This window comes from Maricaulis alexandrii, from assembly GCF_005871165.1.
GTDB lineage: Bacteria > Pseudomonadota > Alphaproteobacteria > Caulobacterales > Maricaulaceae > Maricaulis > Maricaulis alexandrii.
The window spans coordinates 380,465-396,326 of sequence record NZ_SWKP01000007.1 but is presented as its reverse complement, the minus strand read 5'-3'; the positions used below and the strand labels follow the sequence as shown (position 1 = coordinate 396,326).

Annotated in this window: 12 protein-coding genes; 3 read left to right on the top strand and 9 right to left on the bottom strand. The window is 62.3% G+C overall.

Features of this window, described 5'->3' with window-relative positions; all coding sequences use genetic code 11:
• Positions 1–2: 2 nt before the first annotated feature.
• Positions 3–878: a UTP--glucose-1-phosphate uridylyltransferase GalU gene (galU, locus tag FCS99_RS10945; RefSeq protein WP_138512439.1), complete on the bottom strand. Its 876-nt coding sequence runs from the start codon at positions 876–878 to the stop codon at positions 3–5.
• Between the two features lie 248 nt (positions 879–1,126).
• Here galU and FCS99_RS10940 point away from each other — a divergent pair, with 248 nt between their 5' ends.
• The 3 genes from FCS99_RS10940 (at position 1,127) to FCS99_RS10930 (ending at position 4,842) form a co-directional block, all read left to right on the top strand.
• Positions 1,127–2,431: a UDP-glucose dehydrogenase family protein gene (locus tag FCS99_RS10940; protein WP_138512437.1), complete on the top strand. Its 1,305-nt coding sequence runs from the start codon at positions 1,127–1,129 to the stop codon at positions 2,429–2,431.
• Positions 2,432–2,526: 95 nt separating this feature from the next.
• Positions 2,527–4,053, top strand: a complete 1,527-nt coding sequence (locus FCS99_RS10935; RefSeq protein ID WP_138512435.1) for a phosphomannomutase/phosphoglucomutase — start codon at positions 2,527–2,529, stop codon at positions 4,051–4,053.
• An 18-nt stretch (positions 4,054–4,071) separates the two neighbouring features.
• On the top strand, positions 4,072–4,842 hold the full coding sequence (locus tag FCS99_RS10930; protein WP_233352762.1) for an ABC transporter ATP-binding protein: 771 nt from the start codon (positions 4,072–4,074) through the stop codon (positions 4,840–4,842).
• A 12-nt stretch (positions 4,843–4,854) separates the two neighbouring features.
• Here FCS99_RS10930 and FCS99_RS10925 read toward each other — a convergent pair whose 3' ends face one another.
• From FCS99_RS10925 to FCS99_RS10890, 8 genes are all read right to left on the bottom strand, one after another.
• A complete protein-coding gene (locus tag FCS99_RS10925) occupies positions 4,855–5,982 on the bottom strand; it encodes a DegT/DnrJ/EryC1/StrS family aminotransferase (protein WP_138512431.1) in 1,128 nt (375 codons plus the stop codon).
• Between the two features lie 90 nt (positions 5,983–6,072).
• Complete coding sequence (glmS, locus tag FCS99_RS10920; RefSeq protein WP_138512429.1) at positions 6,073–7,893, bottom strand: glutamine--fructose-6-phosphate transaminase (isomerizing); 1,821 nt, start codon at positions 7,891–7,893, stop codon at positions 6,073–6,075.
• An 81-nt stretch (positions 7,894–7,974) separates the two neighbouring features.
• A complete protein-coding gene (rfbD, locus tag FCS99_RS10915) occupies positions 7,975–8,868 on the bottom strand; it encodes a dTDP-4-dehydrorhamnose reductase (RefSeq protein WP_138512427.1) in 894 nt (297 codons plus the stop codon).
• Complete coding sequence (rfbB, locus tag FCS99_RS10910; RefSeq protein ID WP_138512425.1) at positions 8,865–9,929, bottom strand: dTDP-glucose 4,6-dehydratase; 1,065 nt, start codon at positions 9,927–9,929, stop codon at positions 8,865–8,867. Before rfbB ends, rfbD begins: the two co-directional genes overlap by 4 nt.
• A gap of 103 nt (positions 9,930–10,032) precedes the next feature.
• Complete coding sequence (locus FCS99_RS10905; RefSeq protein ID WP_171036341.1) at positions 10,033–10,830, bottom strand: ABC transporter permease; 798 nt, start codon at positions 10,828–10,830, stop codon at positions 10,033–10,035.
• Positions 10,831–10,852: 22 nt separating this feature from the next.
• On the bottom strand, positions 10,853–11,779 hold the full coding sequence (locus tag FCS99_RS10900; RefSeq protein WP_138512421.1) for an NAD-dependent epimerase/dehydratase family protein: 927 nt from the start codon (positions 11,777–11,779) through the stop codon (positions 10,853–10,855).
• A complete protein-coding gene (locus FCS99_RS10895; protein ID WP_138512418.1) occupies positions 11,776–12,684 on the bottom strand; it encodes a hypothetical protein in 909 nt (302 codons plus the stop codon). Before FCS99_RS10895 ends, FCS99_RS10900 begins: the two co-directional genes overlap by 4 nt.
• Before the next feature lie 79 nt (positions 12,685–12,763).
• Entirely contained in the window at positions 12,764–15,751 is a 2,988-nt protein-coding gene (locus tag FCS99_RS10890; protein ID WP_138512416.1) for an acyltransferase family protein, read from the bottom strand.
• Positions 15,752–15,862 lie beyond the last annotated feature (111 nt).

The following is a 15,862-nucleotide window of genomic DNA, read 5'->3' as shown; positions in this document are numbered from 1 at the left end:
TCTCAGGAGGCGGAGAATTCACCGTCGAGGAGGGCGCGGGCTCCGGCGCCATGTTCGGCATCGGCCAGGGCATAGGCGATCTGGGCGCGCAGATAGCCCAGCTTGCTGCCGCAATCATAAGACTGGCCGTCATATTCGACGGCGTAGAAGTCCTCACTCGTCATCAGGCGTGCCATGGCGTCCGTCAGCTGGATTTCGCCCCCGGCGCCGGCGGCCTGGTCAGCCAGGTAATCGAAGATCTTGCCTTGCAGGATATAGCGTCCGGTGATTGCCAGATTTGACGGGGCATCGGCGACGGGCGGCTTTTCCACCATGCCATTCATGCGGATCCGGTTGCCATTGCGCTCGGCCGGATCGATCACACCATACTTGTCGACCTCGGCTTCCGGGACCGGTTCCACGGCGATGATATTGCTGCCGGTCTCCTGGTAAGCCTCGACCATCTGGGCGAGGCAGCTCGGCGCGGCCTGAACCAGCACATCCGGCAGGAGAATGGCGAAAGGCTCATCGCCGACAATATCGCGCGCGCACCAGATGGCATGGCCCAGGCCGAGTGGTGCCTGTTGGCGGACAAAGCTCATCGAGCCGGCCACCGGGCAGGTTTTCTGAACCTCTTCCAGGATGGCGGTCTTGTTCTTGGCTTTCAGGGAGGTTTCCAGCTCGTAGGCGGTGTCGAAATAGTCCTCGATCGCGCCCTTGTTGCGGCCCGTCACGAAAACGAAGTGCTCGATGCCGGCAGCGATCGCCTCATCGACGACATACTGGATGGCCGGCCGGTCAAAAACCGGCAGCATTTCCTTCGGGATGGTTTTCGTGGCTGGCAGGACACGAGTCCCGAAACCGGCGACCGGCAACACCGCCTTGCGGATGGGCTTCATCCCTGATCCCCCTTGATGAAACGTCTCGTTCGCTACCGCATCAACCGGGCGGCGTCCAGATCATCATGTCACTTCGTGCGACAACCCGTCCGAGTATAGCGGGATTGGCCTGTTTGGGGGCATGGATTGCAGGCTTTCGGGGCAGGCCCGTCCCACAGCCGGATTTGTCGCAGAATCATATCCAGCAGAGACCTTGCGTGGGACCCGCTCCTCGGCGATACCGGGGGTGTTGAATAAAGGGGTCCTCCATGCGGGTAACAATGATTGGCACGGGTTATGTTGGGCTGGTGTCCGGTGCCTGTTTTGCCGATTTCGGTCACGAAGTCGTTTGCGTCGACAAGGACGCGTCGAAAATCGAAACGCTGAATGAAGGCGGGATCCCGATTTACGAGCCGGGGTTGGACCTTCTCGTCGAGCGCAATGTCCGTGAAGGCCGCCTGAGCTTTACCCTGGACCTGGAAGAAGCGGTTCGCACCGCCGATGCCGTTTTCATTGCCGTGGGAACGCCTTCGCGCCGCGGTGATGGCTATGCCGATCTCAGCTATGTCCACGCTGCTGCCAAGGAAGTCGCGGAAGTGATGGACGGCTATACCGTCGTCGTCAACAAATCGACCGTGCCGGTGGGTACGGGTGATGATGTCGAGCGCATCATTTCCGAAACCCGCCCGGATGCGGAATTCGCCGTGGTGTCCAACCCGGAATTCCTGCGCGAAGGCGCCGCCATTGAGGACTTCAAGCGTCCGGATCGCGTCGTTGTCGGAACCGATGACGAGCGCGCCCGCGCCGTCATGCGCGAGCTGTATCGTCCGCTCTATCTGAACGAGACCCCGATCCTGTTCACGGCGCGCCGGACATCCGAACTGATCAAGTATGCCGCCAACGCCTTCCTGGCGATGAAGATCACCTTCATCAACGAGATCGCGGACCTGTGCGAGAAGGTCGGCGCCAATGTCCAGGAAGTCGCCCGGGGTGTCGGCCTCGACAACCGGATCGGCGGCAAATTCCTGCATGCCGGCCCCGGCTATGGCGGGTCCTGCTTCCCGAAAGATACGCTGGCCCTGACCCGGACCGCCCAGGACGCCGGCACGCCGCTGCGCCTGATCGAAACCACGGTCCAGGTCAATGATGCCCGCAAGCGGGCCATGGCCGACAAGGTGATCGAAGCCTGTGGCGGTGATGTCGCCGGCAAGCAGGTCGCGGTTCTCGGCGTCACCTTCAAGCCGAACACGGACGACATGCGCGATGCGCCGAGCCTGGAAATCATTCCGGCGCTGCAAGCGGCCGGTGCCAAGGTGCGGGCTTTCGATCCGGCCGGTACGGTGGAAGCCGAGAAGCTCCTCGACAATGTCGATTTCGTCTCCGGCCCCTATATCTGCGCCGATGGTGCGGATGTGCTGGTCATCATCACCGAGTGGAACGAGTTCCGGGCCCTGGACCTCAAGCGCCTCAAGGACACGATGAAGGCTCCGCTGATGGTGGATTTGCGCAATATCTACAATCCGGATGAGGCCAAGGCGGCCGGCCTGACCTATACCAGCGTCGGTCGTCCGTAAGCGGTTCTGGCCCGATTTGTCCGGACCGGACAGATTGGGCTTGCGCCCTTGTGGCAATGCAATATCACAGGTCTGTTGGCCTGAAGGGGGATGAGATGGCGACGAAACCGCATGCATCACTGCAACCGAACAGCTGGGCGTTCGAAAACGAGCCGCTGATCAAGCCGACCGGTTTTCGGGAGTATGATGCGCGCTGGTGGTTCGGCCATCCCGGATCCGATGTGGCTCCGGACCTCAACCTTTACGGCGTGCAGGCGCTGGGCATGGGGTTGGGGACCCTGATCCACGAACTCGGTGTCGAGCCGAAGATCGTTGTCGGCCACGATTTCCGCGGCTATTCGCTGAGCGTCAAACAGGCGCTGGAAGTCGGTCTGATGGCGGCCGGAATCGAAGTCCATGACATCGGTCTTGCGCTCTCGCCCGTCGCCTATTTTGCCCAGTTCGATCTGGATATCCCGTGCGTGGCCATGGTCACCGCCAGCCACAACTCCAATGGCTGGACCGGTGTGAAAATGGGCGCACATCGCCCGCTGACTTTCGGTCCGGACGAGATGAGCCGTTTGAAGGAGATCGTCCTGAACGGCGAAGGCGTCGCACGCTCCGGCGGCGGCTATGTCCGCCAGGACGGCGTGTCCCAGCGCTATATGGACGATGTCGCCGAAGGTGTCTCGATAAAGCGTCCGCTCAAGGTCGTTGCGGCCTGCGGCAATGGCACGGCGGGGGCCTATGCGCCCCAGGTCCTGCGCGCCATGGGCGTCGAGGTGATCGAGATGGATTGCGAGCTCGACCATACCTTCCCGCGCTACAATCCCAATCCGGAAGACATGAAAATGCTTCATGCCATCCGTGACGCCGTGCTGGAGCATGGCGCTGATGTCGGTCTGGGCTTTGACGGCGATGGCGACCGCTGCGGTGTCATCGACAATGAGGGCGAGGAGATCTTTGCCGACAAGATCGGCCTGATGCTGGCGCGCGATCTGGCGCCGCTGCATCCGGGTTCCACTTTTGTGGTCGACGTGAAATCCACCGGCCTGTTCGCCATCGATCCCAAGTTGAACGAGCATGGCTGCAAGACCGATTACTTCAAGACCGGTCACTCCTATATCAAGCGCCGCTCCAAGGAGCTGGGTGCCCTGGCCGGGTTCGAGAAATCCGGACACTTCTTCCTGCAGCCGCCGATCGGCCGTGGCTATGATGACGGACTCGTCGCGGCGCGCGCTGTGCTGCAAATGCTGGATCGCAATCCGGACAAGTCGATGGCGGATCTGCGCCGTGACCTGCCGGTGAGCTTCGGTTCTCCGACCATGTCGCCCCAGTGCGACGACGACAAGAAATATGGTGTGGTCGACCGTATCGTCGCCGAGTTCGAGGCCAAGAAGGCGGCGGGCGAAGCTGTCGCCGGACGCCCGATCATCGATGTGAACACCGTCAATGGTGTCCGCTTCACGCTGGAAGGCGGGGCCTGGGGGCTGGTTCGCGCCAGCTCCAACACGCCCAATCTCGTGGTCGTGGTGGAAAGCCCGGACAGCCATGAAGACGTGGTCTCGGTGTTCCAGGCGATTGAAGCGGTTCTGGCCGGGTATCCGGAGGTCGGTGAGTTCGACCAGAAGCTCGGCGGCTAGGCCGGAGACAGGATCAACGTGTCAGCCTCGAACGATTTTCCCTATCTGGCGGCCAAGGATGTCGTCGTCCGCTATCCGATTGCGTCCATCTTCCAGCAAGGTCGCGACGGGGCGGGGTATGATGCGCTGAAAGGGGTCTCGTTTGAACTCAAACCCGGTGCCCGTCTGGGCCTGATAGGGCGCAACGGGTCCGGCAAGAGCACGCTTCTGCGGACGCTTGCCGGTGTGTTTCCGCCCAGTTCGGGCGAGGTGGTCGTGCGCGGTGAGCGGGCTTCCGTCTTCTCCAAGACGTCGGGCTTTGTTCCCAATGCGACCGGCTATGAGAACATCTTCCTGCGCGGCACGATGCTGGGTCTAAACTTCAAGCAGATCGAGGCCAAGCTGGACGAAATCATCGCCTTTTCAGAACTGGGCGACTGGATTCATCAACCCTTGTATCGCTATTCGAGCGGCATGACGCTCCGCCTGGCCTTTTCCATCACGACCTGTGTGGAAGCGGATATCCTCCTGCTGGACGAATGGCTCGGGGCCGGCGATGTCGACTTTGTCGAGAAGGCGCGTTTGCGCATGCTTGAACTGGTCGAGAATGCGGGCATTCTCGTTCTGGCCACGCACAATTTGAACCTGATGCGCGGCATCTGCGATCAGGCGCTGGTCCTGAACGAAGGCGTGGCGACCTATTACGACGACATCAATGAAGCGGTGCGTTTCTACAACAAGGACCGCAAATCCCAGATCGAGGCGGCCCGGACGAATCTGGCCCAGGCCGAAACCCTCAATACGCTCTAGCCGGTTTGATCGTCAGCCCAGTGCCGCCCGCACGGCCTTGACGACACGATCCAAGCGCTCGCCTTCCAGATAGGCATCCATCGGCAGTGACACGACGTGGTGGGAAATCCGTTCCGTGACGGGCAAGCCGCCCGGGCTGGCCGGAGAGCCCGCATAGGCGGGCTGGTCATGCAGCGGCCAGGGATAATAGACCGCCGTCGGAATGCCGTGATCGGCGAGCGTCTTGCGGAATCCGTCGCGGTCTTCGACTTCCAGCGTGTACTGCGCCCATGTTGAAATGCCGCCCTCGATCACCTTGTGCGGGCGCACCAGATCGCCAAATCCGGCCGCGTATCCGTCAGCGGCCCGGTTCCGGGCGTCGATCTCGTCCTGAAAAATATCCAGCTTGGCCAGAAGAATGGCCGCCTGGATCGTGTCCAGGCGCGAGTTCAGGCCAATGCGCGCATACTCATAGCGCTCCTTGCCGCTCCCATGCACATGAAGGGAACGGAGCAATTCATACAGGCCCTCATCCTTCAGCACGATGGCGCCGCCATCGCCATAACAGCCCAGCGGCTTGGCAGGATAGAAGCTGATCGTGGCGACATCGGCCCAATGAATGGGATGCTGGCCGTTCAGCGTGCAGCCGAAGCCCTGGGCCGAGTCGGCGATCAGTTTCAGACCGTCCTTGTCGCACAGGGCTTTGATCGCCGGGTAGTCGGCCGGCTGGCCGAACAGGTCGACCGCGATCACGGCGCGCGGCGTGAGCTCGGGATCCTTGCGCACCATGTCCATACAGGCTTCCAGGTGCGCGACATCCATCGTGTAGGTTTCCGGATCGACATCCACGAAAATGGGCGTTGCGCCGACCCAGCGGACCACTTCGGCCGTGGAGGCGAAGGTGAAACTGGGAACGAAGACGGCATCGCCCTTGCGGACCTTCCAGGCCATCAGCGGGAGAGCCAGGGCATCGGTGCCGTTGGCGCAGCCCAGGGCCAGCGGTGCCCCGCTGAAGGCGGCCAGCCGCTGTTCCAGCTCGGTGACTTCCGGGCCCAGAATGTAACGGCCTTCCTCGACCACTTTGGCCATTGCAGGCTCAAGCTTGTCGCGAATGCGGTCCCGCTGGGTGGCGAGGTCGATGAAAGGCATCATGTCAGCCATGAAACTGTCCTTGAAATCAGCGCATAAAATCGTCCGGGGGGGCACTTCTAGCCAGCGTCCCCGGCTCGTGAAAACTCACTTTTGGTTTCGCTATTCGACGGTTACCGACTTGGCGAGATTGCGGGGCTGGTCGACATCGGTGCCTTTTTCCACCGCCACATAATAGGCGATCAGCTGGATGGCGATCGTGCAGGCAAAAGCCGTCGCCATGCCCGACGAGCTCGGCAGTTTGACGATGTCCACTGGCGTGGACGCCAGCGCCTTGGCGCCGGCCTCATCGGTGATCGCGATCACCGAGCCGCCGCGAGCCAGAACCTGTTCGATCGAAGACTGGGTCTTGGCGAACAGCGCATCATGCGGGGCGATCGCGATGACGCTGACGCCCGGCTCGATCAGGGCGATCGGTCCGTGCTTGAGCTCGCCCGCGGCATATCCCTCGGCATGGATGTAGCTGATCTCCTTGAGCTTCAGTGCTCCTTCCAGGGCCAGCGGGAAGAATTGGTGGCGGCCCAGATAGAGTACGGTCTGCTTGGTTGCCAGCTCGACCGCCATCTCGGCGATCTGGGACTCGATGTCCAGCGCTTCAGAGATCAGCCCGGGGACTTCCAGCAAGTCGGTCACCTGCTCGACTTCCTGTTCGCCGGTCAGGCGACCGCGTTGCTTGGCAACCAGCAGGGCCAGGCTGGCCAGAACGATCAGTTGGCAGGTGAAGGCCTTGGTCGAAGCCACGCCGATCTCGGGGCCGGCCAGGGTCGGCAGGACAAGGTCGGCATCGCGCGCCATGGTGGAGTGCAGCGTATTGACCAGGGCGATGGTCTTGGCCCCGGCTTCCTTGCACAGGCGCATGGCTTCCAGCGTGTCCGCGGTTTCCCCCGACTGGGAAATGAAGATGGCCACATCATCGGGTGACAGGACCGGGTCGCGATAGCGGAACTCCGAGGCGATATCGACGTCCACGGGAATGCCGGCCAGGCCTTCCAGCCAGTATTCCGCGACCCGTCCGGCCAGGGCGGCCGTGCCGCAACCGATGATCAGGATCCGGTTGGCGCGGCTGAGGTCGAGGCCTTCATGCTGCTTGACCGTACTGCCCAGGGCATCGACATGGGCGGTCAGTGTACGGCCCACGACTTCCGCCTGCTCGTGGATCTCCTTGAGCATGAAGTATTTGTAGTTGCCCTTGTCAGCCAGGATGGCGGAGCCGCTCGACTTGTGCAGCTCACGCTGGTGTTTCACACCATCGACGCCGAAGACCTCGATGCCGTCCTTGGTGACGGCGACGAGGTCGCCATTCTCCAGATAGCAGACATGGCTGGCATAGCCGGTCAGGGCGAGAGCGTCGGACGCGATGAAACCGGCACCGGCCTTCATGCCGGCCAGCAGCGGCGCTCCGTGCCGGGCGCCGAACAGCATGCCGGGCTCCGTGTCGAACAGGACGGCCAGGGCGTAGGCCCCTTGGAGCTGCGGAACGACATCCAGCATGGCGGCTTTGGCGCTGCCGGTCCGGGCCAGGGCCCGGTCAAGGAGGCCGGCAACGACCTCCGTGTCCGTCTCTGACTGGAAACTGTAGCCATCGGCCTGGAGGCTGCGGCGGAGCTCCTGGAAATTCTCGATAATGCCGTTATGGACCAGAGTGACGCGTCCGGCGCGGTGCGGGTGGGCGTTGTTTTCCGTGGCGCCGCCATGTGTGGCCCAGCGGGTATGGGCGATGCCGGTATGTCCGGTGATCGCGCGGTCGCGGCTGGCATCCAGCATGGCAACCTTGCCGACCGAGCGTGCGCGGCGCACGGCGCCATCCGGCTGCAGGACTGCAATCCCGGCAGAGTCATAACCCCGGTATTCCAGGCGGCGCAGCCCGTCGATCAGGAAGTTTTCGACCGTGTCGAGTCCGACCGCACCGACGATTCCGCACATGTTGATTTCTCCGTGATCCGCCCGGGCAGATGGTTGTCGAAGCTTTGTCTACATCTCGTGAACGCAGCCGCAAACAAACGCTTACGCACGCTTTGTTACAGCCAGCTCGTCGAGAACCCGGGCCAGGGAGGCTTCCCAGGACGGGCAGGAAAAGCCGAACGTGTTGGCAAAGCGCGAACAGTCCAGGACGGAGTTTTTGGGGCGTGGTGCCGGGACCGGATAGGCGCTGGACGGGATCGGATGAACCTGCGGGCGCCGGCCCCAGACCGGTGCTGCGAGATCGAAAATTGCATCGGCGAATCCGGCCCAGCTCGTCGAGCCCTGGCCGGCCAGATTGTAGATGCCGTTTTCCCCCCGGCCCTCGAGCACGGACCGGGTCGCTGTCAGCAGACCTTCGGCGAGGTCACCGGCATGCGTCGGGCATCCGGTCTGGTCAGCAACGACATTGAGCTCGTCGCGTTCGGCCCCGAGCCGCAGCATGGTTTTCACGAAATTCTTGCCGTGGGCGGAATAGACCCAGGCCGTGCGAACGATGAGGTGGGTCCCGCCGGCCGCTGCAACGGCATCTTCGCCGGCCAGCTTGGTTCGGCCATAGGCGCTGGCCGGCCCCGTCTCGTCCGTTTCCAGATAGGCACCGGACTTGGTGCCATCGAACACATAGTCGGTTGAAATCTGGATCAGGGGCAGGTCGCGGCGGGCGCAGGTCTCGGCCAGGCGGCCCGGCGTTTCGGCATTGACCCGTCGAGCCGTGTCTTCATCGCTCTCGGCCTGGTCAACGGCCGTATAGGCCACGGCATTGATCACTGCCTGTGCGTCGGCGGTTTCCGCCAGTAGCGCGACACTGTCCGGATTTGTGAAGTCGGCCTCGTCCCGACCCACCATGCGCGCGCTGAAACCGGCCTGCCCGGCGCGGGCCGCCAGTTCCTGGGCGACCTGACCGGACTTGCCGAAAATCAGAAGCGGTTTGAGGCTCATGTAGGCTCGGCGACCTTCAGTCCGAGACGGTCCTGTTTGAAGCCGCGCTGCAGGATGTTCTGCCACCAGTCCTCATTGTCCAGATACCACTGAACGGTTTGGCGCAGGCCTTCTTCCAGCGTCACCGACGGCTTCCAGCCCAACTCGCGCTGGACTTTCGCGGCATCAATCGCATAACGCATGTCGTGCCCCGGACGGTCTTTCACATAGGTGATGAGCCGCGTATAGGAGCCGGCGGGATCCGGGCGGATCTCGTCGAGAATGGCGCAGAGCATGTTCACCAGCTCGATATTCTGGGCCTCGTTGTCGCCACCGATATTGTAAATCTCGTTGAGACGACCCTTTTCCAGCACAGTCAGCAGGGCTTCGGCATGGTCGTTCACGAAGAGCCAGTCCCGCACATTCGTGCCGGCCCCGTAGATCGGGATGTCCTTGCCGGACAGGGCTTTCAGAATGACCACCGGAATCAGCTTTTCCGGGAATTGGTAGGGTCCGTAATTGTTCGAGCAGTTCGTGATCACGATGGGCAGGCCATAGGTCTGGCCCCAGGCCCGCACCAGCATGTCCGAACTGGCCTTGCTCGCCGCGTAGGGCGAGTTGGGCTGGTAGCGGGTCTCTTCGGTGAAGAAGCCTTCCTCGCCCAAGGTCCCGTAGACCTCGTCCGTGGAAATATGGTGGAAGCGGAAGGCCGCTTTCCGGTCGGCGTCCAGAGTGTCCCAGTACTGGCGGGCAACATGCAGGAGGACAGCCGTGCCCATGACATTGGTGTCGACGAAAGCGAGTGGCCCGTCGATCGAGCGGTCGACATGGGATTCTGCAGCCAGGTGCATGATGGCGTCGGGCTGGTGCTTCTTGAACAGGGCGGTCATCGCCGCCTCGTCGCGGATATCCGCCTGCTCGAACACATATCCTGCGTGGTCGGCAATATCGGTCAGATTGTCCAGATTGGCCGCATAGGTGAGGGAATCGACATTCACCACGTCATAACCGCGGTTCTGGATGGCCTGACGCACGACTGCGGAACCGATGAAGCCGGCACCGCCGGTAACAAGAATTTTCATGTCCAGCCTGCTTTCCTGGAACGGATGATGACTACTCAGGAGCGATCCACATATCGGACCTGTCTGACATTGTTAAGACAACACTGCGTCTAGCCAAATGGTTTCATAGCCAGAACACAAGCCGGCGCCCCAGCCACTGCAGCACGCCAAGGCCGATGATCAGGGCCAGCGTGCCGATCCCCAGTGTGATCAGCCAGCTTTCCCATGCCGGCCAGTAACCCAGGGCGCCGCCCCGCACGATCTCGATGAAGTGGGAAAACGGGTTATAGCGCGCCAGCAGGCTCAGCGGACTGTCACCCCCAACCCGGTCAAAACGGGCATTGGCGTACCAGATGATGGGGGTGAAGAAGAAAGCCAGCCGCATGATGGCCGCGACGAGTTCCGAGAAGTCGCGCAGGACCGTGCCGATCACGGCAAAGGCGGTCACCGTACCGACCGCCGTGTAGGTCAAGACGAGGATGCCCGGCAGGATCGCAATCACCGTCATGCTGGGCCGCCAGCCCAGGATCAGGGCCAGAACGACCGCGGTGAGAAGATTGAATCCAAGCAGGTAGAGCTTTTTGAGCACCAGCGAGAATACGAATCCCGACCGGCCGATCGGAGATTGCAGCAGCAGACTCCGGTTTCGGGTCAGCGCCGTGCAGCCCTCCGTCACGCAGGCCAGAACAAAATTCCAGACCACGAAGCCGAAGGCTACATAGGTCACGTGTTCGGGAATGCTGCGGCCCTGCAATTGGGCCAGCAGCCAGCCCAGCCCGCCACTGGTCAGGGCGAAGGACAGAATGATCCAGCTCGTTCCCAGAAGGTTGCGGCGGTAGTCGAACTGGATCTGTTTCATGGCCAGGTAGGACCAGGCCCGGATGTCCTTCAGGGCGCCGAAAAAGTCTTGCAAGGCGTACATGGTGTGAAGACCTTTCAGCGCGTCAGTCGGCGAGACTGGCAGCGGCCAGTTTCCGGATGGTCTGGCTGAGTGGAGTTGAAGCCGACCAGCCAAGGGTCTGGCCGGCTTCCCGGCCATCCAGAACGGCGTAGGGCAGGTCGAAATCGCGAGCTGGCTGGTGCTCGCAATCCAGCGGCTTTTGCAGGGTGTCCCTCACCGTGTCGACCACGTCCAACTCGGTCAGTCCGATGCCGGAGCCGATATTGAATGTGCCGCTGGTGAAGGTGTCGGCCTGGACCTGGCGAACCAGAAAGGCAGCATAGTCGTCGGCGTCGAAATAATCGCGGGCATTGTGGCCCCTGCCGTAGATCTGGAGACTACGCCCGTTCATGGCGCAAACCACCGCCGCCGAAACCAGACCATGGGAGGTGTTGAGCTGCCAGCGTCCGACCGGATTGCCCAGGCGCTGGATCTGGATCGGCACATTCAGGGCGCGGGCGTAATAGCCCAAGGCGTTCTCGATCAGGAGCTTTCCCAAGCCGTAGGTCGTCGTCGGGCAAGTCGGGGTGTCTTCCGTGATCGGCGTATCGTGACCCTGGCCATAGATCTGGCCGCCACTGGACAGGTAGGTCAGCCGAATGCCTGGATTGGTCGAGAAGATCGTCTCCGCCAGGTTGCAGACGCTGGTCAGATTGTCGTTGATCTCGGCCTGCAGGTCCGCCGGATGCGTGCCGGGCCGTGAGCGGTGGGCCAGATAGATGACGTGGCGGCTTTCCTTGAGGACGGCTGCAAATTCGGCGCTGTTATTGCTGACTCCACGAATGGACGGGGCATGTCGTTTGAGGAATTCGGTATCGGGATTGTGCGACAGGCTCACCGCCGGAATTCCAGCGGATTCGAACGCTTCGCAGACATGGCGTCCGAGAAACCCGGTTCCGCCGACCAGTGTGACCAATCCGGAGGCCGTCATTGCGGGGTGTCCGATGTGTCGGCTTTGCTGCGGGCCTCGGCTTCTTCCAGGGCGGCGATCCGGTTTTGCAGGTCGCCGATCGTCTGTTCGATATGCTCCAGCAGGCGCGCATCATTGCCGGACTGGCGCTCCTGATCCAGCGTGAACGCGCTCAGCTCTCGCTCCATCGTGGAGATTTGCTGTCGCGTGAACTGACGGGTGTGGTCGGAACTGATGCTGATTTCCTCGACCCGATTGTCGAGCGAGCGGATCTCGGCGGTTTTCGCGTCGAAGCGGGCGGCCATTTCCATCAGGCCCTTGCGGATGGCCTGCGAGCTCTCGCTGGAGTCATCGGCCAGCTGCGTGACTTGACGTTCCAGCGATTGCATCTCCTCAAGAACATGGGTGCGATGTTCCTGCATGTGTTCGCGCACCCGGGCGAGCAGATCGTCCTGTTGCTGGTCCAGCCGCCGGGAACTCTCCCGCGAGGCCTGCAAAAGAAGGCCATCAAACTGGTCCATGCGGGCATCCAGGGCCTCCCTCTGGGCCGTGAGTTTGGCGGAGAGGGAGCGGTGCTCCTCGCTGAGACCGGCATCGATCCGCTGGCCGAGGCCATCCAGACCCGTCTGCAAATCCTTGCGGAGGGCATGCGTGGCCATGACGGCCCGATTGAGCTCGACCCGGAGACTTCCCAATTCCGCCATGCGTCCGGCGATTTGGGCCCGTGAATAGCTCAGCACCAGGCTGACTGTCAGGAGGCCGAAAGCCGCGACAAGACCGAAGGCAATGAAAATCTTGTAGGGCAGAAAGACCAGGGCAACGGCACCGGCGATCGCGCCGAACAGGGCGAGCCAGAACAGGCGGCTGCGTTTGGGCGACAGTCCATGGCGCAGCAGCCAGACCATGAAGTCGAGCAGCGAACCCACTGGAGAGGGCCGTTGGCGCGCTTGGGCCGCGCGGTGTCTCAGACCTAAAAGCAAGTCGCCTGCTCCGTTGTGTCCTGCATTATTCCGCCCGTGACTCGTCTGCCGGGTTGATGCCGAGGGCTTCAAGGATGACGGGTGCCGCCACGGGTGCCAAGCTCCGAACGTAGGTTACGGTCAGGTGGGCAGGGTCGCGATACATGAACACATTGCCCATGGCCACAGGGCAGGTCGATCCCGTGCATATCACATCGGTGAATGCTTCATGGTGGACATTCGCGACCTGACTCGCCGCACGCTGTGAGGGATCCGTTTCGGGAACCACCAGATTGCGAGGCTGACTGCAAGCGTCCGTGTTTCCGTCGTTTTCCTCGACACATTCGGCTGGAAAATACGCGAAGCCCGGTACGGCTGCGAAAGACAGGACCGGTATGCCGGCATCCGTGATCCGGGTCCAGGTGCGGACCAGCCCCGCCTCGGTCTGGGCCAGCTGCTCCGGAGGTGGACCGGCATCATTCAACAGGACATTCCAGCCGATGGAGGTCAGGACGAGGTCCGGCTGCAATGCCTCGATCTCGCGCATCACCGTTTCATAGCTCTGCCGGCACTGCGTATCAGCTCCGTTGGGGGTCATGATGTCGGCGTCGATCAGCGGGCAGCGGGATCGGGTGCGGACCAGGATGCGGATGTCATGCAGGTCAGCGATATCCTGCAGGGCGGGCATCCATTGGGCCGCCTGGGTATCTCCCGCCAGCACGATGGTGTGGGATGCGGTTTCCGGTCCGTAGCTGCAGCCGCCCATTTCGCTGGCCCGGCGTGCCGTATGGCAGTCTGTACGCAGAATGTCCGGGAAATCACGACGGGCATCTTCCGGCGCCGGGCGGAGCGGGGCTGGCAGGCTCGGCATCAGACCCGGGTCCAGCCGGACCATGGCACCCGGATGATCTCCCGGGGCGAAACCGGTATCGGCCGTCGCCCGCAGGATCGTGTCCTCCACGGATTCGCCGGATGGTGCGACGAAGTCCAGGCTCTGGCCTTCCAGCACTTCCACGATCCGGGTGGCCAGCGCCGGGGCCAGCGTGCGGGAGAAGGTTGCGGTCAGGTGGTGCGGGTCCCGGTAAACCAGGACATTCCCGAGGACCGGGGGACAGAAATCGCCGCCGCAAATGACCGAGTTGAGATTGATGGTCTGTGCCGTGTCGACAAGTCGCGCGGCGTCCAGCTGGGCATCATAGCGGTGGGCGGCTTCACTGAGCGGAAGTCCGCACGTTTCCGGATTGTCGGTGTGGCCCGCCACGCACTCCGGAATGTCGACCTCAAAGCGCGGGGTCTGTTCGATGGCCATGACCGGGATCCCGGCCTCGCCGAGCGCTTGCCAGGCCGCGGCCAGCCCTTCCACGACGCGGGCGTCATTGGCTTCGCTGTTGCCAGGGCCTTCCGTGTGCGTATTGGAAAACTTGCTGGTGATCACCAGGTCCGGTTGCAGGTCAATCAGGGCGGCGAGCGTGTTGGCATTCCATTCCGTGCATTCCGGATAGGGCTCACCGCCGCGCTCGACGGGAATGCCGATGAAGGGGCAGGCGGACTTGGTGAATGTGTAGACCGCATAGCCGCGCTGGTCGGCCAGGAAGCGCAGTGCCGGGATCCAGTGCGCCGCATGGGAATCTCCGGTGATCGCGACCACGAACTCCGCATCATCCGGTCCGTAGCGGCAGGGATCGGGTTCGACGGCTTCCTGGCTTACATGGCAGCCCAGCGCATAGGCCTGCGGATTGTCCTGGAGCGCTGCCTGCAGCGACGGGATGAAGGGAACGTCCGGGACTTCCAGGCTGGGGTTCAGTGACACCATGGCTCCCGGATAATTGCCGAAATCGAGGGACAGGCGCTCAGCCTGTTGTCGGGCCCAATATCCCGGAACGATCAGGCTGACGGCCACCACAAGCGAGGCCAGAACAAACAGGCCGCACACGATGAAGCTCTGCGCAGAGCCCGTCCCCTGCGGGCGTTCGCGGAATCGGTCCTCGACCAGGAATTTGGAGAAATGGGCCAGGGCGATCGAAATGCCGATCAGCACCGCGCCTTCCACAAGGGTGAAGGTTTCACCCAGTGTGACCGCTGCGAAGACCACGACCGGCCAGTGCCAGAGGTAGAGCGAATAGGAAATATCGCCGACATACCGCATCGGGGGCAGGGACAGGATGACGCTGGGGTCCCACCAGCGCTGACTGTGGGCGGTGAGCAGCAGGAGTGCGGACGAAACGGTTGGCAACAGGGCTGTATAGCCGGGGAAGGCCGTCTGAGTGGTGTAGAGCAGTCCCGCGGCCAGTATCCCGATCAGCGCCAGCCAGCGCACAAGGGATGACAACGCTGCGGACAGCGTCAGATGGGGCCGGATGAGGGCTGTCAGTCCGCCCAGCGCGAGTTCCCAGGCCCGCGCCTGGGTCAGGAAGTAGGTGCCACCATCACGCGGTGTGCTGTAGATGGATATTGCCAGCGATACGGCAAATACGACGCCGAAGGCGAGGCCGAGTGTCACCGTTGCCTTGCGACCGCGTCTATGGGCCAGCCAGGCGATCAGGCCGATGATGATCGGCCAGAAAATGTAGAATTGTTCCTCGATCGACAGCGACCAGTAATGCTGGAAGGGGCTCGGCGCGTAGTCCGCGGCCAGATAGTCGAGCGACTTGAAATAGAGGAAGAAATTCTCGAAATAGGCGGCGCTGGCGATGATTTCCCAGCCGGTATTGCCCCAACGGGTCTCCGGCAGGAGGAAGAAGGCGGCCACCCCCGAGGCGACGAGGGCGAGACTGGCGGCCGGCAACAGGCGACGGGCCCGTCTTTCATAGAATTTGAGGTAACTGACGCCGCCCTGGCTTTCTGCAGAGCGCAGCAGAATTCCGGTGATCAGAAAGCCTGAAATGACGAAGAAGACATCCACCCCGACATAGCCGCCCGGCAGAGTGTTCGGGAAGACGTGGAAAATCAGGACCAGGAGGACAGCGATGGCCCGCATGCCCTGGATATCCGGGCGAAAATCGCGACCCGAATACACGCCCGCCGTTTCAACCATGCGTCCTGTCTCCCCTTTTCAGGATTCGGTTCTAATCTGCTGGTGAACAGATGCAAGGCGAGCGTGCCAGGTGCACGCACTTGTCGGCAGTCGGGCTGACATACTGTTCGC

What these genes read in the sequence shown, in the direction of transcription:
- galU (WP_138512439.1), bottom strand. Translation starts at nt 878, where the DNA reads ATGAAGCCCATCCGCAAGGCGGTGTTGCCGGTCGCCGGTTTCGGGACT.
- FCS99_RS10940 (WP_138512437.1), top strand. Translation starts at nt 1,127, where the DNA reads ATGCGGGTAACAATGATTGGCACGGGTTATGTTGGGCTGGTGTCCGGT.
- FCS99_RS10935 (WP_138512435.1), top strand. Translation starts at nt 2,527, where the DNA reads ATGGCGACGAAACCGCATGCATCACTGCAACCGAACAGCTGGGCGTTC.
- FCS99_RS10925 (WP_138512431.1), bottom strand. Translation starts at nt 5,982, where the DNA reads ATGGCTGACATGATGCCTTTCATCGACCTCGCCACCCAGCGGGACCGC.
- glmS (WP_138512429.1), bottom strand. Translation starts at nt 7,893, where the DNA reads ATGTGCGGAATCGTCGGTGCGGTCGGACTCGACACGGTCGAAAACTTC.
- rfbD (WP_138512427.1), bottom strand. Translation starts at nt 8,868, where the DNA reads ATGAGCCTCAAACCGCTTCTGATTTTCGGCAAGTCCGGTCAGGTCGCC.
- rfbB (WP_138512425.1), bottom strand. Translation starts at nt 9,929, where the DNA reads ATGAAAATTCTTGTTACCGGCGGTGCCGGCTTCATCGGTTCCGCAGTC.
- FCS99_RS10905 (WP_171036341.1), bottom strand. Translation starts at nt 10,830, where the DNA reads ATGTACGCCTTGCAAGACTTTTTCGGCGCCCTGAAGGACATCCGGGCC.
- FCS99_RS10900 (WP_138512421.1), bottom strand. Translation starts at nt 11,779, where the DNA reads ATGACGGCCTCCGGATTGGTCACACTGGTCGGCGGAACCGGGTTTCTC.
- FCS99_RS10890 (WP_138512416.1), bottom strand. Translation starts at nt 15,751, where the DNA reads ATGGTTGAAACGGCGGGCGTGTATTCGGGTCGCGATTTTCGCCCGGAT.